Below are 17,999 nucleotides of genomic sequence, written 5' to 3' on the forward strand. Positions count from 1 at the left end.
GCCCCCACCCTCCCCCAGGGCGGCTCCCGACTGCCCCAGCGGGTGGCCCGGCTCCACCAGCGGGCGCACACCCTGGCCGGGAGCGCGCTGGTCGCCGCCGCCGCCTGCGAGGACCCCGCCGGCACGAGGCTGTCCGCGGCCCGGCTGGCCGCCCACGCGCAGGCCCTGGGGATCCCGGCCGAGTAGGACCGCCTCGCGGGATCGCGCGCCGCCGGGCGGGGGCGCCCTCCCGGACGGCGCGGACCGGGACGCGGCGGGCCGCCCGGTGTTACGGTCGCGCGCGTGTCCCAAGCCGATATAGACGCCCTCGCCGCCGAGTTCTTCGGCGCCTTCGACAACCGGGGCGGCAAGCCCGCCGATGTGGAGCGGATCCGGCGGTTGATGCTGCCGGGCGGCACCATCGTCATGACTGGTCCGCAGTTCACGGTCTACACCGTGGAGGAGTTCATCGAGCCCCGCGCGCGCCTGCTGCCCGAGGGGCGGCTGGTCGAGTTCTCCGAGTGGGAGACCTCGGAACGCACCGAGATCGCGGGCGACATCGCCTCGCGCACCGGTGAGTACGCCAAGTCCGGAACGCTGGACGGCGAGCCGTTCGAGGGCACCGGCACCAAGACCTTCCAGTTCGTCCGGACCCCCGAGGGCTGGCGGATCGCCGCCTTCTCCTGGCACGACCGCCCCTGACGGAGCGCACCGCGGCCGCGATCGACCGACCCCGGGGCGAAGGTCCCGATCGACCGGCCCCGGGGGCGCGCGACCGCGATCGACCGGCCCCGGGGCGAAGGTCCGCATTTGCCCGACCGCCATCCCGCAATACCCCCCTCAGGCAAATCAACTCAAACAAATCCGCTCAATATGTTTAGACACCGCGAGGAACACAAAGCCGCAATCCGAGTGGCATCTTCCTGTCAGGATCTTGCGTCGATCGACCTCCCACGGTAAAAAGATCTTGGTAAGATCCCGGGGATCTCGGCAGGCCAGCCGAAAACAGTGACACCCCGACTTTCCCGTCGTACTCCACATGGGCTCACGGCCTCCATATTCAGCGCTCTGCACAACACATCGACTGACCACAGGGATCGGGGATGGCAGAAACTGCAAGCAGCGCACTACCCACGCGACAGATACGCCACGACAGCGGTGTGCTCGCCAAACCGACGGCACCGCGGACACGCGTTCCGCTGGTCGGAGACCTTCTCCAGCTGCGGGCGAACCTGCTGAATGCCATCCAGCACGCCGCTTCGACCGGCGATGAAGTGTCGTATTTCAGCGTCGGCCCCAAGAGCATCATCTTCGTCAATCGAAGCACCGCCGCGGACATTGTCCTCTCGGATATCCAGACCTTCGGCAAACCGGGCGGCGAAAACCCCCTGAGGCTGGTGCTCGGGGACGGGTTGATCAGCAACCCGGACCACCAGAACTGGTTGCTGCGGCGCCGGGCCCTCCAGCCCATGTACAGCCGCTCCACCATCGCCGGCATGCGGCAGAAGATGGTGACGGTGGTCTCCGACCGCATCAGGCGGTGGGAGGAGCAGGACCGCACCGAGCTGGACGTCCACGGGGAGATGCTGGGCGTCGCCCTGGACACCGTGTCGATCTGCATGTTCAGCCGGTACGGCGACACCGTCTCCGACATCATCACGCCCGAGGTGGCCTCGTTCCTCCTCGACTTCGTCGAACGCCGGCTGCGAGGCCCCTTCAACCTGCCGGTGAGCGTGCCGAACCGGCGGAACCGCGAGTTCACCGCGGTGCTGCGGAACCTCGACACCCTGGTCTACCGGATCATCGACGAACGGCACCGGTCCGAGGAGGAGCAGGGCGACCTGCTGGACCTGCTGCTGGCGGCCCGGGTCGGCGAGGACAAGGCCCCGCTGACCGACGTGGAGGTGCGGGACGAGGTCCTGACCACGTTCCTGGCCGCCTTCGAGACCACGGCCAGCGCGCTGACCTGGATCCTCTACCTGCTCGCCTGCTACCCCGACATCCAGCGGCGGCTGCGGGAGGAGGCACGCTCCGGCACGCCGTCCGAGCGGGACGGGGCCGCGGCCGGCCGCGGGGAGCCGTCGGAGAGTGCGTTCCTGCAGTGCGTCATCAACGAGAGCATGCGGCTCTTCCCGCCGTCCCCGACCATTCCGCGGCAGGCCAAGAAGGACGCGCTCATCGGCTCGGCCAAGGCCCCCGAGGGAACGATGGTGATGCTCAATGTCGCGGCCATCCAACGGGATCCGGATATCTGGGAGCGGCCCGACGAGTTCATTCCCGAGCGTTTCGCGAACGGCACCCCGGCAAAGGGCACGTACCTGCCCTTCGGTGCCGGTGCGCACATGTGCATCGGGAAGGGCTTCGCGATGATGGAGATGAGCCTCCTGGTGATGGGCGTCATCGAGAAATTCGAGATCTCACTCCACGATTCCGTGGGGCCGGACCCGGAGGCGCTCATCACCCTGCGGCCTCGCGACGGTTTCAAACTGCGCCTCAGAAAGCTCTGAGCCCGCCACCGGCACCCGTCTTCTGGCAAACGCACGACATCATGCGAGAGGTTGACCCATGGGCCGCATGGCACGTTTCAACGCGATAGTCGAGCTGCTGCGTCCCCGTACGCTTCTGGTCACCCCCCTCTCCTACTGCGTGGGCGTGGCCGTGGCCGACCACAGCCTCGACCTCGTGGTGCTGCTCGGTGTCGTCTTCCATGTCCTCGCCCCGCTGGCCGCCAATGCCCACAATGCCGTGACGGACCTCGTGGAGGACGGAAAGAACGTACCGGGCCGCCTGAAACTGGTCGAAACGGCGGGCGAGCAGACCCTCACCCGGATCGTGTACATCAGCCTGGGCATCATGCTCCTGCTGTCCCTGGCGATATCGCTCGCGATGAGCATCATCTGGGTTTTCAGCGTGTTCCTGGTGCTCGGCTACTCCTCACCGCGTTTCCGCCTCAAGGGCCTGCCCGTCACCGGTATGGCGGTGTTCGCGATGGCGGTCACCGAACCGTTCATCGCGGGCTCGCTCCTCGGGGACTCGTGGGGGACGGTTCCGCATTACGACGGCTACCAGCCGATCGCCCTCGGGGCATTCCTGTTCTTCTGGTACTTCGCCAAGGGAATCATGAAGAACGTCCCGGACTACGCGGGCGACAAGGCGGCCGGGCTCCGGACGATCCCCGCGCTCATGTCCTCGCAGCGCTCGGCCGCCTGGGCCGCGGCGGCGGCGACCACGCTGGTCTATGTGGCGTTCCCGGTGCTGGTCCTCGTCAGCGAGCTGCCCGATCGTCTGGCGTACGTGGGCCTCATGACGCTGCCGGCCGTGGCTAACATGATCGGCATGGTCCGGGCCCGAACGCAGCTCGAGTACAACCTGGTCGGCCAACGCGACATGTATGTGTCCGTTGTGTTCCTCGGCCTTCTGCTCTTCGCGTGGCGACCGTCGGTGGGCTCGGCAGTGATCGGGCTCCTCGCTGTCTCCGTCATGGTCTGGTCGGATGTGTCCGGAAGGGACTCCAGGGCCAGTCGCCATCTGGACCGGGCCGAGTCGGCGATGAGCGTTCCAGGTGGAGGAGGTCCGATCAGTGACCATTGACCGCATGCCTCGTGACAAGGGCTCCGAAGTCCACGGGATCTTCCAGAAGATCGCGGGGTACTACGACCGGATGAACTGGGTCATGACGCTGGGGCGTCATGAGAAGTGGTGCCGCGAGGTGGCCGCGCGGGTCGCGCCGCCGGCCGGCGGGCAGCTGCTGGACCTGGCCACCGGCACGGGTGTGATCGCCCTGGCGGCGGCCCGACGCTACCCCACCGCCACCGTGACCGGCGCCGACTTCTCCGAGGAGATGCTGCGGCGCGCCCGGACCAAGCCCGGGGCGAACAGGGTGCGCTGGCAGCACGCGGACGCGACCGACCTGCCGTTCGAGGACGAGTCCTTCGACGGAATCACCGAGGGCTACCTCCTCAGGAACGTCTCGGACCTGGACACCGTGCTGCGCGAGCAGCACCGGGTGCTCAAGCCCGGCGGCCGCATGGTGATTCTCGAAACCTGCCCCCCGAGCGGCATCACCAAGCCGGTCATGAATTGGGGAGTCCGCACCGTCGTTCCGCTGCTGGGACAGATGGTGGCCCGCGACCGCTCTTCCTACAGCTATCTGGAATCCAGCACGCTCGCCTTCGAGTCGCCGCAGCAAATCGCCAGAATGCTGAAGGAACTTGGTTTCAAGGACATCGGATGGCGAAAGAAGTTCTTCGGCACGAACGTCATCCTGTGGGCCACCAAGTCGAGGTGATGGCGGCGGCACGCCGAACCGCATTGCCGCCTTTATCTCCCCCGGGTCGGGGATCTCGGAGCGGGTCCGTGCAGAGGGACAACTGACAGCAGAGGTATCTCGACGCGCCAGAAGATTCTCGGTGAACCGGGAGGGGAGTCCTTGTGAGCACATCCGTTTCGACCAGCACCCCAGTCGTTCCTCACATATCCCACGCGAAAAAGGCACTGGAACGCTGGGCCCGTGAGTACCCCGATCGGACCGGGTCCGTCGGAATCGACGAGGGCGAGCTGACCTGGCGAGAGATCGCCGCCTCCACACGGATCCTGGCCGGGCGGCTCGGCCGGGCCGGGGTCGGGGCGGGTGACCGGGTCGCCGTCATGGCCGGCCGCTCGCGCTATGCGCTGAGCAGTCTGCTGGCGGTCTGGGCGAACGGATCCTCGGCGGTGCTGCTGGACGAACGGCATCCGGTGGAGCGCCTGCGCTGGACGGTCCGGGACGCCGGCTGCGCGGTGCTGCTGTCCTCGGAGCCTCAGGCCGCGGACCTGGGCCTGACGGTGATCGAGGTGTCCGGCTCCGAGACCGGCCCCGACGAGGCTCCCCTCACCGAGTCCGCCGACGCGGCGTGGGCCTGCGGTACGCCCGAGGCGGAGGCGTACGTCGTCTACACCTCGGGCACCAGCGGTCGCCCCAAGGGGGTGCGCGTCGGCGCCGCGGCCCTGGAGAACTTCCTGGCCGACGCCGAATCGCTGGGCTACCGGCCGGGCAGTCGGGCCGTCTGCGTGGTCTCCCCGGGCTTCGACGGCTGGCTGTGGTCGACCCTCACCCCCTTCGTCAACGGCGTCACCTGCGTGGCCGTCGACGCCGCGCGGGGCCGGGTGGCCGACGCCCTGGCCGCCTGGCAGATCGACAACCTGTGCATGACCCCCTCGCTCTACGCCGCGATCGACAAGCTGCCGCCGGTCGAGGTGGCGGTGGTGGCCGGTGAGCGCTGCCCGGACTCCCTGGTCCTGCGGCTGGAGGAGAGCGCCGACCGGGTGATCAACGCCTATGGGCCCACCGAGGCCACCATCGCCGCCACCATGGCCGACACCGCCCGCGGCGACGACCCCCGCACCATCGGCCGTCCGCTGGCGGGCTGCACCGTCACCGTGGTCGACGCCGATCTGAATGAGGTCCCCGCCGGCACCACCGGCGAGGTCCTGATCGGCGGCGCCGGGGTCGCGCTCGGCTATGTCGGTACGAGCGGGGCGGGCGCCGAGCGCTTCGTCGACCGGAACGGCGCCCGGCACTTCCGCACCGGCGACCTCGGGGTGCTCCGCGCCGACGGGCAGTTGGAGTACCTCGGCCGGGCCGACAACCAGGTCAAGATCGGCGGCTTCCGCATCGAGCTCGAAGAGGTCGAGAGCATCGCCCGCGAGGTGCCCGGGGTCGAGCAGGCGGTGGCCTATCTGCGCGGCGAGCCGCACACCCTCGCCATCGGCCTGCGCACGGAGTCCGGTACGCCCCTGGACGACGCCCTGCACCAGCGGCTCACCGCGGAGTTCGCCGCCCGGTTGCCACGGCAGCTGTGCCCGAGCTTCGTCCACCGCGTCGACGAGGTGCCCGTCGAGGCGACCGGCAAGGTCGCGCGCCGCGAGGTGGCGGCCCTCGGCGAAGCCGAACTGGCCGCCCGCCAGGACCCGGCGGCGGACGGTGGCCCGCGGGGGCGGGACGGCGATGTCCTCGCCGGCATCCTGACCGCCTGGAGCGGGGTGTTCGGGCAGAGCGTCGCCGAGGACTCCGACTTCTTCGCCGTCGGCGGGCATTCCCTCCTGGCCGCGCAACTGGCCGCGCGCATCGAGGACGAGCTGGGAACCACCCTCACCATCAACGACGTCCTCACCGCCCGAACCCCTCGGGCGCTGGCCGACCGGATCACGGAGCCGCAGAAGGGGACGGGGACGGCGTGAGCTATCTGCGTTCCTTCACCCCGGCCGAGGAAGGCACCGCCGGCACGGTGGTGGTGTTCCCGCAGTCCGGCGCCGGCTGCCTGCGCCTGCGGGCCCTCGCCCCGGCGCTCCCCTCCGGGCTGCGCCTGCTGGGGGTGCAGCTGCCCGGGCGCGAGGACCGGCTGCAGGACCCTCCGGCGAGCGGCCTGTCCGAGGTCGTCGACCACCTCAGCGCCGAGCTGCGCGAGCTGCCGTCGCACCGGCCGCCGGCCTTCCTCGGCCTGAGCCTCGGTGCGATCATCGCCTTCGAGGTCGCGCGGAGACTGGAATCCGAGGGTGTCGCGCCCCGCTCGCTGCTGGTGGCCGCGGCCCGCTCACCCGAGTACTGGCGGGACTTCCCCGCCGCGGACCCGCCCCTGGCGGAGCTGACGGCCCTGCTGCCGCCGGCCGTCCGCGGCTCCGGGCTCGCCGACTACGCGCTGGCGACGATGCGCGCGGACCTGCGCCTGATGGCCGACTACCGGGTTCCGTCCGCGCCCCTGACCGGTACCCCGCTGCGTTCGGTGTCGGGGCGCCATGACGACATCGTCACCACCGAGCAGATGTCCGGCTGGCAGGAGCGCTCGACCGACTACCGAGGACACCACATGATCGACGCGGATCACCACCACCTCATGGACCAGGAGGTCCTCATCGGGCTGCTCTCGGACGCCGCGTTCGAGACCGCTCCGGGTGGGGCGGTGCGGCGATGAACCAGCTGACGGCTCCGGACCTGTTCGCGCCGGGCCTGTTCGAGGGAACCGGGTTCTACGAGACCTTCGCCTGGTACCGGGCCCATGACCCGGTGTCCTGGCAGCAGCCGCCCGGCGCACCGGAGGGCTTCTGGAGCGTCACCCGGTACCGCGACGTGGTGGCCGTGCACCGCGACAGCACCCGGCTCAGCTCCACCAAGGGGATGCGGCTGGACTCCGACGACCCGGCCGTCAGCGCGGTCGCGAACAAGATGCTCATCGTCTCCGACCCGCCCGACCACACGCGGATGAAGCGCGTGTTCATCCAGCCCTTCTCGCACGAGGTCCTCGGCCGGGCCGAGGAGTACGTGGAGCAGGTCGTCGCCGACGTCGTGGCGGCGGCCCTGCGCCGGCCGGAACCGGACCTGATCACGCACCTCGAACGCATCCCCACCGATGTCATCTGCGCGATCATGGGCCTGCCCCGGTCCGACTGGGAGTGGATCGGGAAGAAGACCACCGAGGCGTTCGAGTCCCCCTCGGAGGTCCGCCGGATCACCGCGAACGGCGAGATCTTCAAGTACTTCATCGACCTGGTGAACGAGAACCGCAAGACCGCCGCCAACGACTTCATCAGCGGACTCACCGCCCGGAACCACAGCGGCACCGAGCTGACCGACGAGGAGCTGGTCTTCAACCTCAGCGGCATTCTGGCCGGCGGCAACGAGACCACCCGCTACACCCTGGCCTCCCTCACCCACCAGCTGGCCGAACACCCCGAGCAGTGGGCCCGTATCGCCGGCGGAAAGGTCGACCCGGCCGTGGCCACCGAGGAAGGGCTGCGCTGGTCGGTGCCCGGGATGCACGTGATGCGGACCGCGACCGAGCCCGTCCGGGTCGGCGAGGCCGAGATCGCCCCCGGGCAGCGCATCGTGACCTGGATCGGCTCGGCCAACCGGGACGAGGAGGTCTTCGACGACCCGGACGTGTTCGACGTCGGACGGACCGGCAACCGGCACCTGAGCTTCGGCGCGGGCCGCCACGCCTGCCTGGGCAGCCGCCTCGCCCGGCTGGAGGTCACGGCCTACCTGCGGACCCTGCGCTCCACGGTGACCTCCATGACCCTGGAGGGCGAGCCCCGCTACAACGGCTCCAACTTCACCTGGGGCCTCAACGCACTCCCGGTGGTGCTCCACCCATGACGCACCTGCCTCCCGTACGGGCCGTGACCCTCTGCCTCCCCGCGGAGGTGTTCGGTGCCGAGCGAGCCGACACCTCCGCCATCAGCGCCCACGGCGAGCGGGCGCTGGAGATCGGTGCGGAGCTCGCCCGCGCCGGATACGAGGTGCAGACCGTGCGCCTGTCCAGCCCCGCCCTGGACGGACCGTTGGACCCGGACCGGCTCCGCGCCCGCGCCGCCGACCTGGCCGAGGCCTGCCGGCGCTCGGGCGTGGGCAGCGCCTCCCTGACCGCACTGCGCCCCACCGCGCTGGCGAGGCTCCAGCCCTCCGAGGTGGCGGAGGTCCTGGTCGCCCACCCGGCGCTGTTCCTCTCCGTCCTCGTCGCCGACGGGCCCGAGGTGGACCGGGCCGCCGTCGACTTCAGCGGCGCCGTCGTCCGCGAGCTGGCGGAACGTGACCCGGAGGCCAACTTCCGGTTCGCCGCCATCGGCAACCTGCCCGCCAACGCCCCGCTGTTCCCCGGCTCCTTCGGCGACGGCGGCGGCCCGGGCGTCAGCGTGGCGCTCCAGTCGGCCGGCCCCCTGCTCGCCCGGGCCCGGGCCCAAGGCCCCCGCGGCCTCACCGAGGCCACCGCACTGACCCGCGCCTGCCTCCAGGACCAACTGGGCCCCGTCGCCGACCTGCTGGCACCCGCCTGCGCCCAGCGGGGTCTGCTCCTCCACGGCTTCGACCCCTCCCCCGCCTGCGCACCGGACGCCAGCGTCGGAGAGTTCCTGGAAACCGTCGGCGGCATCCGCTTCGGCTCCCCCGGCACCCTGGCGACCTGCGCGGCCGTCACCGCCGGCATCCGCTCGGTCGGCCTGCCCATCGTCGGGTACGGGGGGCTGATGCTCCCCGTACTGGAAGACCAGGTGCTGGCCCTGGCCTGGCAGGAGGGCCGTATCAACGCCGACTCGGTGCTCGCCTACTCCTCGGTCTGCGGAGCGGGCATGGACACCATCCCGCTGCCCGGCTGGACCCCGGAGCACGAGGTCACCGCCATGATCGGGGACATGGCCGCGCTGTCCGCCCGGTGGGCCAAACCCCTCTCCGCCCGCCTGATGCTCGCCCCGCCCGGCTCCGCCTCCCCGCGCACCGCGTTCCGGGCGGAGCCGATCATCAACATCGACTATCCGGCGGCCGCTTCGAGGTGAGGTGGGACGTACGGGCGTGCGGTCGGCCCGGCCGGGGTTCGGGACCGGCCCGACCGCACCGCCCACCCACGCTTCGTCAGGCCTCCGGCCCCCAGCTCAGCTCGGCGAGGCCGACCACCTCGCCGAGGCGGGGGAAGTCCAGCGCGACGGCCGCCCGGTGCTCGTCGGCCGTCAGCGCGGCCAGGCCCTCCTCCACGAACACCAGGTCGTAGCCGTGGTCGGCGGCCGCCCGCGCGGTGGACTCCACCCCGAGATTGGTCGCGATGCCGGCGAACACCAGGGTGTCCACGTCCCGCTTCCGGAGCAGCTCATGCAGCTCGGTGCCGTGGAAGCCGCCGATGGTGCGCTTGACCACCACCTCGTCCGCGAGTTCGGCGACCCCCTTGACCAGCCCGCTGCCCGGCGGCTGCTCCGCCACGTTCGGCCGCTCCACGCGGACCGCCACGACCGGCGCGCCCGCCGCCCGGCACCCCGCGGCCAGGGTGAGCGCGGCCTCCACCACCTCGCTCCCCGGCCGGGGTTCCAGGGGCAGGTCGACGATCCGTTCCATCAGGTCGATCAGGACGAGCGCCGTACGGTGAGGGTCGAGAGTTCGCATGCCGCCACGGTAGCCCCGAAGTTCCGCGGGGTTCCACCAGCTCACTGAACGGAACGGGGTTGCCGCGCGCAGCCGTTCCGGGGGCCTGGATCCCCTTCCCGACCGGTCGGGTGCTCTCCCGCCCCGCATGGATTCGCCCGGGGCGGGAGCCTGCGGGTGTCAGGAGCCTGTGCGCCGGGCGGATCGGGAGGTGTCGGCGAGCTTGGCCTGCTTGCGCCACTCGGGATAGGTGTCGCCGAAGATCTGCTGGGTTTTCCCCTCGCGCATGACGATGACGTAACCGCCTTTGGTCATCTGGAAGGGCTTCTTGACGTTGCCGAGCCAGTCGAGCTTCTCGTGCGGGCCGGCCTGGGGGTCGAACCAGTGGGGGGTGACGAAGTTGGACACTGACACCGGCCCGGCGCCGGGCACGGTCACCTCGTAGGAGTCGGACTCCACCGGATCGCCGACCTCCAGGGCGACGGACTCGCCGTTGTTGTTCGAGGCCCACAGGTTCACGTGCGAGTCGACCAGTGTCTCGAGCACCTCGTGGCTGAGCACGCTGGAGACGGTGAGTGGTCCCGAGAGTACCTGGCCGCCGTTGTCGAGCACGGGTGCGGCGAAGACCCGGCCGAAGATCACGTCGCCTTCCGACTCGGTGTGCCAGCCGAGCGCGTCGGCCTGGTCGGGATCGTCGAGGACCGCGATGACCCAGGCTCCGGGAGGAGCCTCCTGCTCGCTGGCGGCGTAGACGACCGGAATGGGAACCTGGCCCCAGGCCGGTGCCGCATGTTGCTGGACCTGGGCAGCGCAGGCGCGGGTCATGGTGCGTACGTCGTCGTCGCTGCAGCGGGTCGACTTGTTCACTACCGTAATCACGACCAACCCTCCTCGGGCTTGCCAGTCCTCGCATCCTGATTCCAGGATGCGAGGGGGGAATGAGCCCTGCATCTTGTCGCCAACCGGTCGATGAGGCGGGCCGCTTTGATCGCGTGCCTGGCCCACAAGGCCGATCACGGCGTTGTCGGTGACGCTGTCGCCATCGGTGTCGTGCGGGGCAGGTTGCGCAGGCCGAGTCGCGGATACGGGACCGCCCTGCGCATGGGCGGACACCCTCCCGTGACAGCCATGACACGCCCCTGTGTCACTCACCGCGGCTGCGGCCGTCACGCCGACAACGCCCATGGCTGCATGTAGCCCAGTGAGTGGGTTTCACATGCGCCCCCTCTCAGGAAACGCCCTACCCGCCGACCGCGCATCTCGGTGCCGCGGCGCAGATGGCCATCCCTTTCACCGGCGGGATCGAGACCTGGCTGTCGCGGACGTCGTCACCAGTGGGCCGGGGGTTCCAGGCCGTCGGGGATGCGGGTCGTGGTGTCGCCGCGGGCCGCGTTCAGTTGGGACTGGGTGAGGAAGACGGCACCGGTGAGGTCGGCCCCGGTGAGGTCCGCGTCGCGGAGGTCGGCGCCGATCAGGTCGGCCGAGCGCAGGTCGGCGCCGCGCAGGTCGGCGGCGATCAGATAGGCACCGCGCAGGTTGGCGCCGCGCAGGTCGGCCCGGGTGAGGCGGGCGCCGATGAGGTCCGCGCCGCGGTGGTTGCGCTTCTTGCGGCCGGGGACCGCGGCGCGCACCAGTTCGCCGGTGCGGACCAGGAGTTCGTTGGTCCGGGCGCGGATCGCGGGCACGTCCAGCTCGGCCAGTTCCTCGGCGGTGCCGCGGGTGAGGCGGTCGAGTTCGGCGCGGGTCCGCCGCAGCTCGGCGTGGACGGGGCGGGCCTCGGGACGGGTCAGGGACTCGGTGACGTACCAGAGCAGCTCGTGCAACTGCCGCATCACGGGGAAGGCGGCGAACATCGCGGGGGCGTTCTCGGGGTGCCGCCGCCAGTCCTGGCCGGCGAAGGTGAGCTGGGAGATCTTCTGCCCGGCGCCGAAGCAGTCGAAGACGGTGCAGCCGGAGAAGCCCTTGTCCCGCAGCCGGGCGTGGATACCGCAGCCGAAGTCGGCGCGGAGGTTGGCGCAGGGCGTGCCGGCCGCCTTGTTCACCGCGAAGTCGGCCGAGGCGGCGAAGGGCAGGGCCACACAGCACAGGCCGAAGCAGTCGCCGCAGTCGGCGCGCAGCTCCGGCGGGACCGGGGTGGACGGCTGGGCTTCGGTCTTCGAGGACACGGCGGGCTCTCCTGCCACGGGTGGTCGGGGCGGCCGGTCGCCGCGGGCGGCTTCCCACGTTAACGCCTTGCCGCGGCCCGCCCGCACCGCTGCTCCCGGAAACCGCGCCGGCCCGTACGCGCCCCCGGGTCGGGGCGGCGTACGGGCCGGGGCGGGGTGCGGCGCTCGGGCCGCGTCAGGCTCAGCCGAGGCGCTCGACCAGCGCCCGGTACTCGTCCCACAGCTCCTTCGGGGTGTGCTCACCGAAGGTCTCCAGGTGGGCGGGGACCAGCGCCGCCTCCTCGCGCCAGACGTCCTTGTCCACGGTGAGCAGGAAGTCCAGCTCCTCCTCGGACAGGTCCAGGCCCTCGGTGTCCAGGGACTCCTTGGTCGGCAGCACGCCGATCGGGGTCTCGACGCCCTCGGCGCGGCCGTCCAGGCGGTCGACGATCCACTTCAGGACGCGGCTGTTCTCGCCGTAGCCGGGCCACACGAACTTGCCGGCGTCGTTCTTGCGGAACCAGTTGACGTAGTAGATCTTCGGCAGCTTGTCGCCGCGGCCCTCGCGCTGCGCCTCGGCGCCCAGCTTGACCCAGTGGCCCATGTAGTCGCCCATGTTGTAGCCGCAGAACGGCAGCATGGCGAACGGGTCGCGGCGCAGCTCGCCGACCTTGCCCTCGGCGGCCGCGGTCTTCTCGGAGGCGACGTTGGCGCCCAGGAAGACACCGTGCTGCCAGGTGAAGGACTCGGTGACCAGCGGCACCGCGCTGGCCCGGCGGCCGCCGAAGAGGATCGCGGAGATCGGCACGCCCTTGGGGTCCTCCCACTCGGGCGCGATGATCGGGCACTGCCCGGCGGGGGTGGTGAAGCGGGCGTTGGGGTGGGCGGCCGGGGTCTCGGACTCCGGGGTCCAGTCGTTGCCGCGCCAGTCGGTCAGGTGGGCCGGCTTCTCCTCGGTCATGCCCTCCCACCAGACGTCGCCGTCGTCGGTGAGCGCGACGTTGGTGAAGACCGAGTTGCCCCACAGGGTCTTCATGGCGTTGGCGTTGGTGTGCTCGCCGGTGCCGGGCGCGACGCCGAAGAAGCCCGCCTCCGGGTTGATCGCGTACAGCTGGCCGTCCTCACCGAAGCGCATCCAGGCGATGTCGTCGCCGATGGTCTCCACGGTCCAGCCGGGGACGGTGGGCTCCAGCATGGCCAGGTTGGTCTTGCCGCAGGCGGACGGGAAGGCGGCGGCCACGTACTTGGCCTCGCCCTGCGGCGGGGTGAGCTTGAGGATCAGCATGTGCTCGGCGAGCCAGCCCTCGTCGCGGGCCATCACCGAGGCGATGCGCAGCGCGTAGCACTTCTTGCCGAGCAGCGCGTTGCCGCCGTAGCCGGAGCCGTACGACCAGATCTCGCGGCTCTCCGGGAAGTGCGAGATGTACTTGGTGGAGTTGCACGGCCACGGGACGTCCGCCTCGCCCTCGGCCAGCGGGGCGCCCAGGGTGTGCACGGCCTTGACGAAGAAACCGTCGTCGCCCAGCTCGTCCAGGACGGGCTGGCCCATGCGGGTCATGGTGCGCATGGAGACGGCGACGTACGCGGAGTCGGTGATCTCCACACCGATCGCGGAGAGCGGGGAGCCCAGCGGGCCCATGCAGAACGGCACCACGTACATGGTGCGACCGCGCATCGAGCCGCGGAAGACGCCCTGCTCACCGGCGAAGATCTCACGCATCTCCGCGGGGGCCTTCCAGTGGTTGGTCGGGCCCGCGTCCTCCTCCTTCTCGGAGCAGATGAAGGTGCGGTCCTCGACGCGTGCCACGTCGCTGGGGTCGGAGGCGGCGTAGTACGAGTTGGGGCGCTTGACCGGGTCGAGCCGCTTGAAGGTGCCCTTCTGGACCAGTTCCTCCGCCAGGCGCTCGTACTCGGCCTCGGAGCCGTCGCACCAGACCACGCGGTCCGGCTGGGTGAGTGCGGCGATCTCCTCGACCCAGGAGATCAGACCCTGGTGGCGGGTAGGCGGGGTGCTGGGGGTCGTAAGGGGGGCCGCATTACTGCTCGCCACGATCGCTCCGTTCCGCCGGATGAGTCGCTACCCGGCGTTGGTGTTGAGGGTTTATGCGGATACATGCACGTGCATCCGCACATGGAGACAGCTACCCCTTGGGGGCTGCGACCCGGACGCTCAGCTCATCCGGTGCCGACCGCGCTCATTTGATCATCCGACTGTGCAGCCGTTCTGTCCAGAGGGCATCTCCGTGACCATCACCACTCGACGCTCGGACGTAACCTACGGGCGCGTAGTTAGCATGAGCGCATGACAGCCGCCGCGCCCGACGTCGAAGACGACACCTCAGCCACGGCGCCAGCCGGGCCGCCGCTCCCGCTCAAGCCGCGTCTGCGCGGCTGGCTGCACGCCGGGATGTTCCCCACCGCGCTGATCGCGGGCGTGCTGCTCACCGCTCTGGCGGGGAGCTTCCGCGGCCGACTGGCCTGCGCGATCTTCACCCTCACCGCCTGCGCCCTGTTCGGCGTCAGCGCGCTCTACCACCGGGGGAACTGGGGCCCGCGCGCCACAGCGGTACTGCGCCGACTCGACCACGCCAACATCTTCCTGATCATCGCGGGCACCTACACCCCCTTCACCCTGCTCCTGCTACCGAACGGCAAGCAGCAGCTCCTGCTCTGGCTGGTCTGGGCCGGAGCACTGGCCGGCATCGCCTTCCGGGTCTTCTGGGTGGGCGCGCCGCGCTGGCTCTACACCCCCTGCTACATCGCCCTGGGCTGGGCCGCGGTCTTCTTCCTGCCCGACTTCCTGCACACCGGCGGCATCGCCGTGCTCACGCTGATCATCGTCGGCGGAGTCCTGTACAGCGCGGGGGCGATCATCTACGGCACCAAGCGCCCCAACCCCTCCCCCCGCTGGTTCGGCTTCCACGAGGTCTTCCACTCCTTCACCCTGGCCGCCTTCGTCGTCCACTACGTGGGCATCTCACTGGTGGCCTACCAGCACCACTGACACCACCCACACCTCCCCGAGGGGCCGCGGCCGAGCGAGGTCGCGGCCCCTTCGCATGCCCGGCCCCGACTCGGGCGGCGGCACGCGCGCCGCATATCCGGCAGTCACAGCGAGTTGGGGGCTACCGTGATTTGACAGCGTCACGGAACTTCAGCGCCCGCTCGGGTCGGTTGGCACGGCCCTGTGCGGTGGCGCGCGCATGCCCGGGAGGCGGCCCATGCACGGACAGATCCCGGCCCACCCCGGTCCGCGCCGCTGGTGGGCGCTGGCCGCCCTGGTCGCGGCCATGCTGGTGCTCGGCTTCGACGCCACGATCCTCAACATCGCACTGCCCACCATGAGCGCGGAGCTCGGCGCGGACCTCGGCGAGCAGCAGTGGATCGCCGACTCCTACACGGTGGTCTTCGCCGCCGTGATGCTGCCGGCCGGGCTGCTCGGCGACCGCTTCGGCCGGCGCCGGATGCTCGCCACCGGGCTGCTGGTCTTCCTGGCCGGCTCAGTGCTGGGCGCCCTGGTGGGCACCCCCGGGCTGGTGATCACCGCGCGGGTGGTGATGGGACTGGGGGCGGCACTGATCACCCCGCTCGCCCTGTCCACCCTGCCCGCGCTGTTCGGGCCCGAGGAGCGCTCCCGGGCGGTGGCCGCGATGAGCGCGGCCATGGCCGCCGGGCTGCCGCTGGGGCCGCTGGCCGGCGGACTGCTGCTGGAGCACTTCTGGTGGGGCTCGGTGTTCCTGGTCAACATCCCGATGGCGATCCTCGGGCTGGTGGCCTGCCTGACCCTGCTGCCGGAGACCTCGGACCCGGCAACGCCCCGGATCGACCTGGTCAGCACCGTCCTGGTCGCCGGCGGACTGGCCGTGCTCGTGTACGGCATCATCGAGGGCCCCACCCGCGGCTGGCGCGATCCGCTGATCCTCACCGCACTGGGCGCCGGGGTCGTCCTGCTCACCGGGCTGGTGCTGCGCGAGCGCCGCGCCCCGCGCCCGCTGCTCGACCTGCCCCTGCTGCGGCAGCCCGGCTTCCGATGGAACGCCCTCGCCTCCACCCTGGTCACCTTCACCATGATGGGGCTGCTCTTCCTGGTCCCCCAGTACCTCCAGGCGGTACTCGGCCATGACGCCTTCGGCACCGGGCTGCGGCTGCTGCCGATGATGGCCGGGCTGCTGCTCGGCGCGAAGACGGCGGCCCCGGCCGCCCGACTCCTGGGCCCCCGGCCGGTGGTGGTCACCGGCCTGCTGGTGCTCGGCGCCGCCGCGCTGCTCGGCTCGCGCACCGAGCCCGGGGACGGCTACCCGCCGACCGCGCTCTGGCTGGCCATCACCGGCTTCGGCGCCGGCTTCGGAACCATCCCGGCCATGGACGCGGCCCTGGGCGCGCTCCCCAAGGACCGCGCGGGCAGCGGATCCGGGCTGCTGATGACGCTGCGGCAGGTCGGCGCGGCCCTCGGTGTCGCCCTCCTCGGCTCGCTGCTGGCCGGCGGCTACCGGAGTCGACTGGACACCTCGGGCCTGCCGGCGGAGGCGGCCCGCGCCGCGGACGACTCGGTGGTGGCGGCACGGCTGACCGCCGAACGGCTGGGCAGCCCCCGACTGGCGGCCTCCGCCGACGCGGCGTTCGTCCATGGGATGGGTGTCACCCTGCTGGTCACGGCGGGGATCGCGGTGGCCGCGGCCCTCCTGCTCGCCTTCCGACTCCCGAACCCCCGGGGGGTGGCCTCCGGCCCGGAGAAGGGGGAGGTGGTCGGCCCCGGCCTGGAGGAGGGGGATGCGCCCGGCCTCGGCCCGGCCGTCCCCGGCCTGGAGGAGCGAGAGGTGGCCTCCGGCCTGGAGGAGCGGGGGGTGGCCTCCGGCCAGGGGAAACAGCAGGCGGCCGGCCCTGACGTGGAGGAGCGGGAGGCGGCTTCCGATCGGGAGGGGCCGGGGGCGGCGCCCCGCCCCGGCCTGGAGGAGAGCGAGACCGCCGGCTCCGGCCCGGCCGCACCCCGCGTGCCCGCACCCCGGCGAGCCGCCCCCGGCCGGACCGTGCCCGCCACCCGGTCCGACCTGGCGCTCCCCCTGTTGGTCACCGCCGGGATCGCGGTGGCCGCGGCCCTGCTGCTCGCCCTCCGGCCGGCGAACCCCCGGGTGCCGGCCGGGCCGTCCACCGCTCCCGCCCCGAATGGCCCGTGACCTGCGCATGGTCATGCCCGACAATGGCCCCATGGCTCCCGTACCCAGTACCTCGTCAGCCGCCGAGCCCGCGATGCCGCCCGCGACGCCGCCGACCGGGCTCCGACCGCCCGCGACCGGACTCCGCGAGCGGAAGAAGATCCGGACCCGTCAGGCGATCCGGCACGCGGCCTACCGGTTGTTCGAGGAGCAGGGCTACGAGGCCACGCCGGTCGACCAGATCGCGGCGGCGGCCGAGGTCTCCCCCAGCACCGTCTTCCGCTACTTCCCCACCAAGGAAGACATCGTGCTCAGCGACGAGTACGACCCGGCGGTGCGCGAGGCGATGCTGGCCCGCCCGGCGGACGAACCGCTCATGGAGACGCTGCGGCACGCCATCGTGGACCCGATGCGGCAGCTGGTCGAGCATGAGCGCGACGAGCTGCTGACCCGGCTCCGGCTGATCCGCCGCACCCCCGCCATCCGTGCCCGGATGAGCGAGGGGATGGGGAAGACGGGCAAGATGCTGCGCGCCGTGATAGCCGAACGCACCGGCCGGGACGCGGACGACCTGGAGGTACGGGTCGTGGTGGCCGCCAGCCTGGCGGCGATGCAGGAGGCCGTCCTGCACACCGTCGACCAGGACCTGGAGGCGTACGAGGAGACGGTGGACCAGGCACTGGCGGTGCTGGCCCGCGGCCTGACGCTCTGACGGCCCGCCCTCCCCGCCGCGCACCCGCCGGGCCGGCCGTTCACGGTCTTGCGTACCCGTACGCCGGGGGGTGTCCACCCGGGCCCATGCGCGGGAGCCCGCGAAGGCCTGTGTCTTATACACATCTCAGA

General features: G+C 71.3%; 15 protein-coding genes and 1 pseudogene. 12 read left to right on the plus strand and 4 right to left on the minus strand.

Going from position 1 to position 17,999, the window contains the following annotated elements; all coding sequences use genetic code 11:
* The 9 genes and pseudogenes from E4099_RS32980 to E4099_RS13970 all read left to right on the plus strand — a co-directional run.
* Positions 1-186, plus strand: a pseudogene (locus E4099_RS32980) (SCO4983 family protein); the annotation flags it as partial.
* 96 nt (positions 187-282) lie between these two features.
* Entirely contained in the window at positions 283-681 is a 399-nt protein-coding gene (locus E4099_RS13935; protein ID WP_135339358.1) for a nuclear transport factor 2 family protein, read from the plus strand.
* Between the two features lie 401 nt (positions 682-1,082).
* The gene (locus E4099_RS13940) at positions 1,083-2,486 is read left to right on the plus strand and encodes a cytochrome P450 (protein ID WP_135339359.1); all 1,404 of its coding nucleotides are present in this window, start codon (positions 1,083-1,085) and stop codon (positions 2,484-2,486) included.
* A gap of 58 nt (positions 2,487-2,544) precedes the next feature.
* Positions 2,545-3,570 (plus strand): UbiA family prenyltransferase, encoded by a 1,026-nt coding sequence (locus tag E4099_RS13945; protein WP_135339360.1) that lies wholly within the window; start codon positions 2,545-2,547, stop codon positions 3,568-3,570.
* Positions 3,571-3,574: 4 nt separating this feature from the next.
* On the plus strand, positions 3,575-4,267 hold the full coding sequence (locus tag E4099_RS13950; RefSeq protein ID WP_167828373.1) for a ubiquinone/menaquinone biosynthesis methyltransferase: 693 nt from the start codon (positions 3,575-3,577) through the stop codon (positions 4,265-4,267).
* Positions 4,268-4,410: 143 nt separating this feature from the next.
* Positions 4,411-6,198 (plus strand): non-ribosomal peptide synthetase, encoded by a 1,788-nt coding sequence (locus tag E4099_RS13955; protein ID WP_135339362.1) that lies wholly within the window; start codon positions 4,411-4,413, stop codon positions 6,196-6,198.
* Positions 6,195-6,929: a thioesterase II family protein gene (locus E4099_RS13960; protein ID WP_135339363.1), complete on the plus strand. Its 735-nt coding sequence runs from the start codon at positions 6,195-6,197 to the stop codon at positions 6,927-6,929. Before E4099_RS13955 ends, E4099_RS13960 begins: the two co-directional genes overlap by 4 nt.
* Positions 6,926-8,110 carry a cytochrome P450 gene (locus tag E4099_RS13965; protein ID WP_135339364.1) on the plus strand — a complete coding sequence of 395 codons (1,185 nt, stop codon included), beginning with the start codon at positions 6,926-6,928 and terminating at the stop codon, positions 8,108-8,110. The genes E4099_RS13960 and E4099_RS13965 overlap by 4 nt, the downstream gene beginning before the upstream one ends.
* Complete coding sequence (locus E4099_RS13970; RefSeq protein WP_135339365.1) at positions 8,107-9,282, plus strand: DUF711 family protein; 1,176 nt, start codon at positions 8,107-8,109, stop codon at positions 9,280-9,282. The genes E4099_RS13965 and E4099_RS13970 overlap by 4 nt, the downstream gene beginning before the upstream one ends.
* A 76-nt stretch (positions 9,283-9,358) precedes the next feature.
* Here E4099_RS13970 and E4099_RS13975 read toward each other — a convergent pair whose 3' ends face one another.
* The 4 genes from E4099_RS13975 to E4099_RS13990 all read right to left on the minus strand — a co-directional run bounded on the left by E4099_RS13975 (position 9,359) and on the right by E4099_RS13990 (position 14,053).
* On the minus strand, positions 9,359-9,880 hold the full coding sequence (locus E4099_RS13975; RefSeq protein ID WP_135339366.1) for an isochorismatase family protein: 522 nt from the start codon (positions 9,878-9,880) through the stop codon (positions 9,359-9,361).
* A gap of 159 nt (positions 9,881-10,039) precedes the next feature.
* Positions 10,040-10,738, minus strand: a complete 699-nt coding sequence (locus E4099_RS13980) for a hypothetical protein (protein ID WP_135339367.1) — start codon at positions 10,736-10,738, stop codon at positions 10,040-10,042.
* Between the two features lie 449 nt (positions 10,739-11,187).
* Complete coding sequence (locus E4099_RS13985; protein ID WP_135339368.1) at positions 11,188-12,024, minus strand: pentapeptide repeat-containing protein; 837 nt, start codon at positions 12,022-12,024, stop codon at positions 11,188-11,190.
* Positions 12,025-12,205: 181 nt separating this feature from the next.
* Positions 12,206-14,053: a phosphoenolpyruvate carboxykinase (GTP) gene (locus E4099_RS13990; RefSeq protein ID WP_135339369.1), complete on the minus strand. Its 1,848-nt coding sequence runs from the start codon at positions 14,051-14,053 to the stop codon at positions 12,206-12,208.
* A gap of 252 nt (positions 14,054-14,305) precedes the next feature.
* Here E4099_RS13990 and trhA point away from each other — a divergent pair, with 252 nt between their 5' ends.
* The 3 genes from trhA (at position 14,306) to E4099_RS14005 (ending at position 17,868) form a co-directional block, all read left to right on the plus strand.
* Complete coding sequence (trhA, locus tag E4099_RS13995) at positions 14,306-15,007, plus strand: PAQR family membrane homeostasis protein TrhA (protein ID WP_135339370.1); 702 nt, start codon at positions 14,306-14,308, stop codon at positions 15,005-15,007.
* Positions 15,008-15,224: 217 nt separating this feature from the next.
* Positions 15,225-17,177, plus strand: a complete 1,953-nt coding sequence (locus tag E4099_RS14000; protein WP_135339371.1) for an MFS transporter — start codon at positions 15,225-15,227, stop codon at positions 17,175-17,177.
* A 31-nt stretch (positions 17,178-17,208) separates the two neighbouring features.
* The gene (locus E4099_RS14005; RefSeq protein WP_135339372.1) at positions 17,209-17,868 is read left to right on the plus strand and encodes a TetR/AcrR family transcriptional regulator; all 660 of its coding nucleotides are present in this window, start codon (positions 17,209-17,211) and stop codon (positions 17,866-17,868) included.
* Positions 17,869-17,999: the final 131 nt, after the last annotated feature.

The organism is Streptomyces palmae (assembly GCF_004684805.1).
In the GTDB taxonomy this organism is placed as follows: domain Bacteria; phylum Actinomycetota; class Actinomycetes; order Streptomycetales; family Streptomycetaceae; genus Streptomyces; species Streptomyces palmae.

What these genes read in the sequence shown, in the direction of transcription:
- E4099_RS13940 (WP_135339359.1), top strand. Translation starts at nt 1,083, where the DNA reads ATGGCAGAAACTGCAAGCAGCGCACTACCCACGCGACAGATACGCCAC.
- E4099_RS13945 (WP_135339360.1), top strand. Translation starts at nt 2,545, where the DNA reads ATGGGCCGCATGGCACGTTTCAACGCGATAGTCGAGCTGCTGCGTCCC.
- E4099_RS13950 (WP_167828373.1), top strand. Translation starts at nt 3,575, where the DNA reads ATGCCTCGTGACAAGGGCTCCGAAGTCCACGGGATCTTCCAGAAGATC.
- E4099_RS13965 (WP_135339364.1), top strand. Translation starts at nt 6,926, where the DNA reads ATGAACCAGCTGACGGCTCCGGACCTGTTCGCGCCGGGCCTGTTCGAG.
- E4099_RS13970 (WP_135339365.1), top strand. Translation starts at nt 8,107, where the DNA reads ATGACGCACCTGCCTCCCGTACGGGCCGTGACCCTCTGCCTCCCCGCG.
- E4099_RS13975 (WP_135339366.1), bottom strand. Translation starts at nt 9,880, where the DNA reads ATGCGAACTCTCGACCCTCACCGTACGGCGCTCGTCCTGATCGACCTG.
- trhA (WP_135339370.1), top strand. Translation starts at nt 14,306, where the DNA reads ATGACAGCCGCCGCGCCCGACGTCGAAGACGACACCTCAGCCACGGCG.
- E4099_RS14000 (WP_135339371.1), top strand. Translation starts at nt 15,225, where the DNA reads ATGCACGGACAGATCCCGGCCCACCCCGGTCCGCGCCGCTGGTGGGCG.
- E4099_RS14005 (WP_135339372.1), top strand. Translation starts at nt 17,209, where the DNA reads ATGGCTCCCGTACCCAGTACCTCGTCAGCCGCCGAGCCCGCGATGCCG.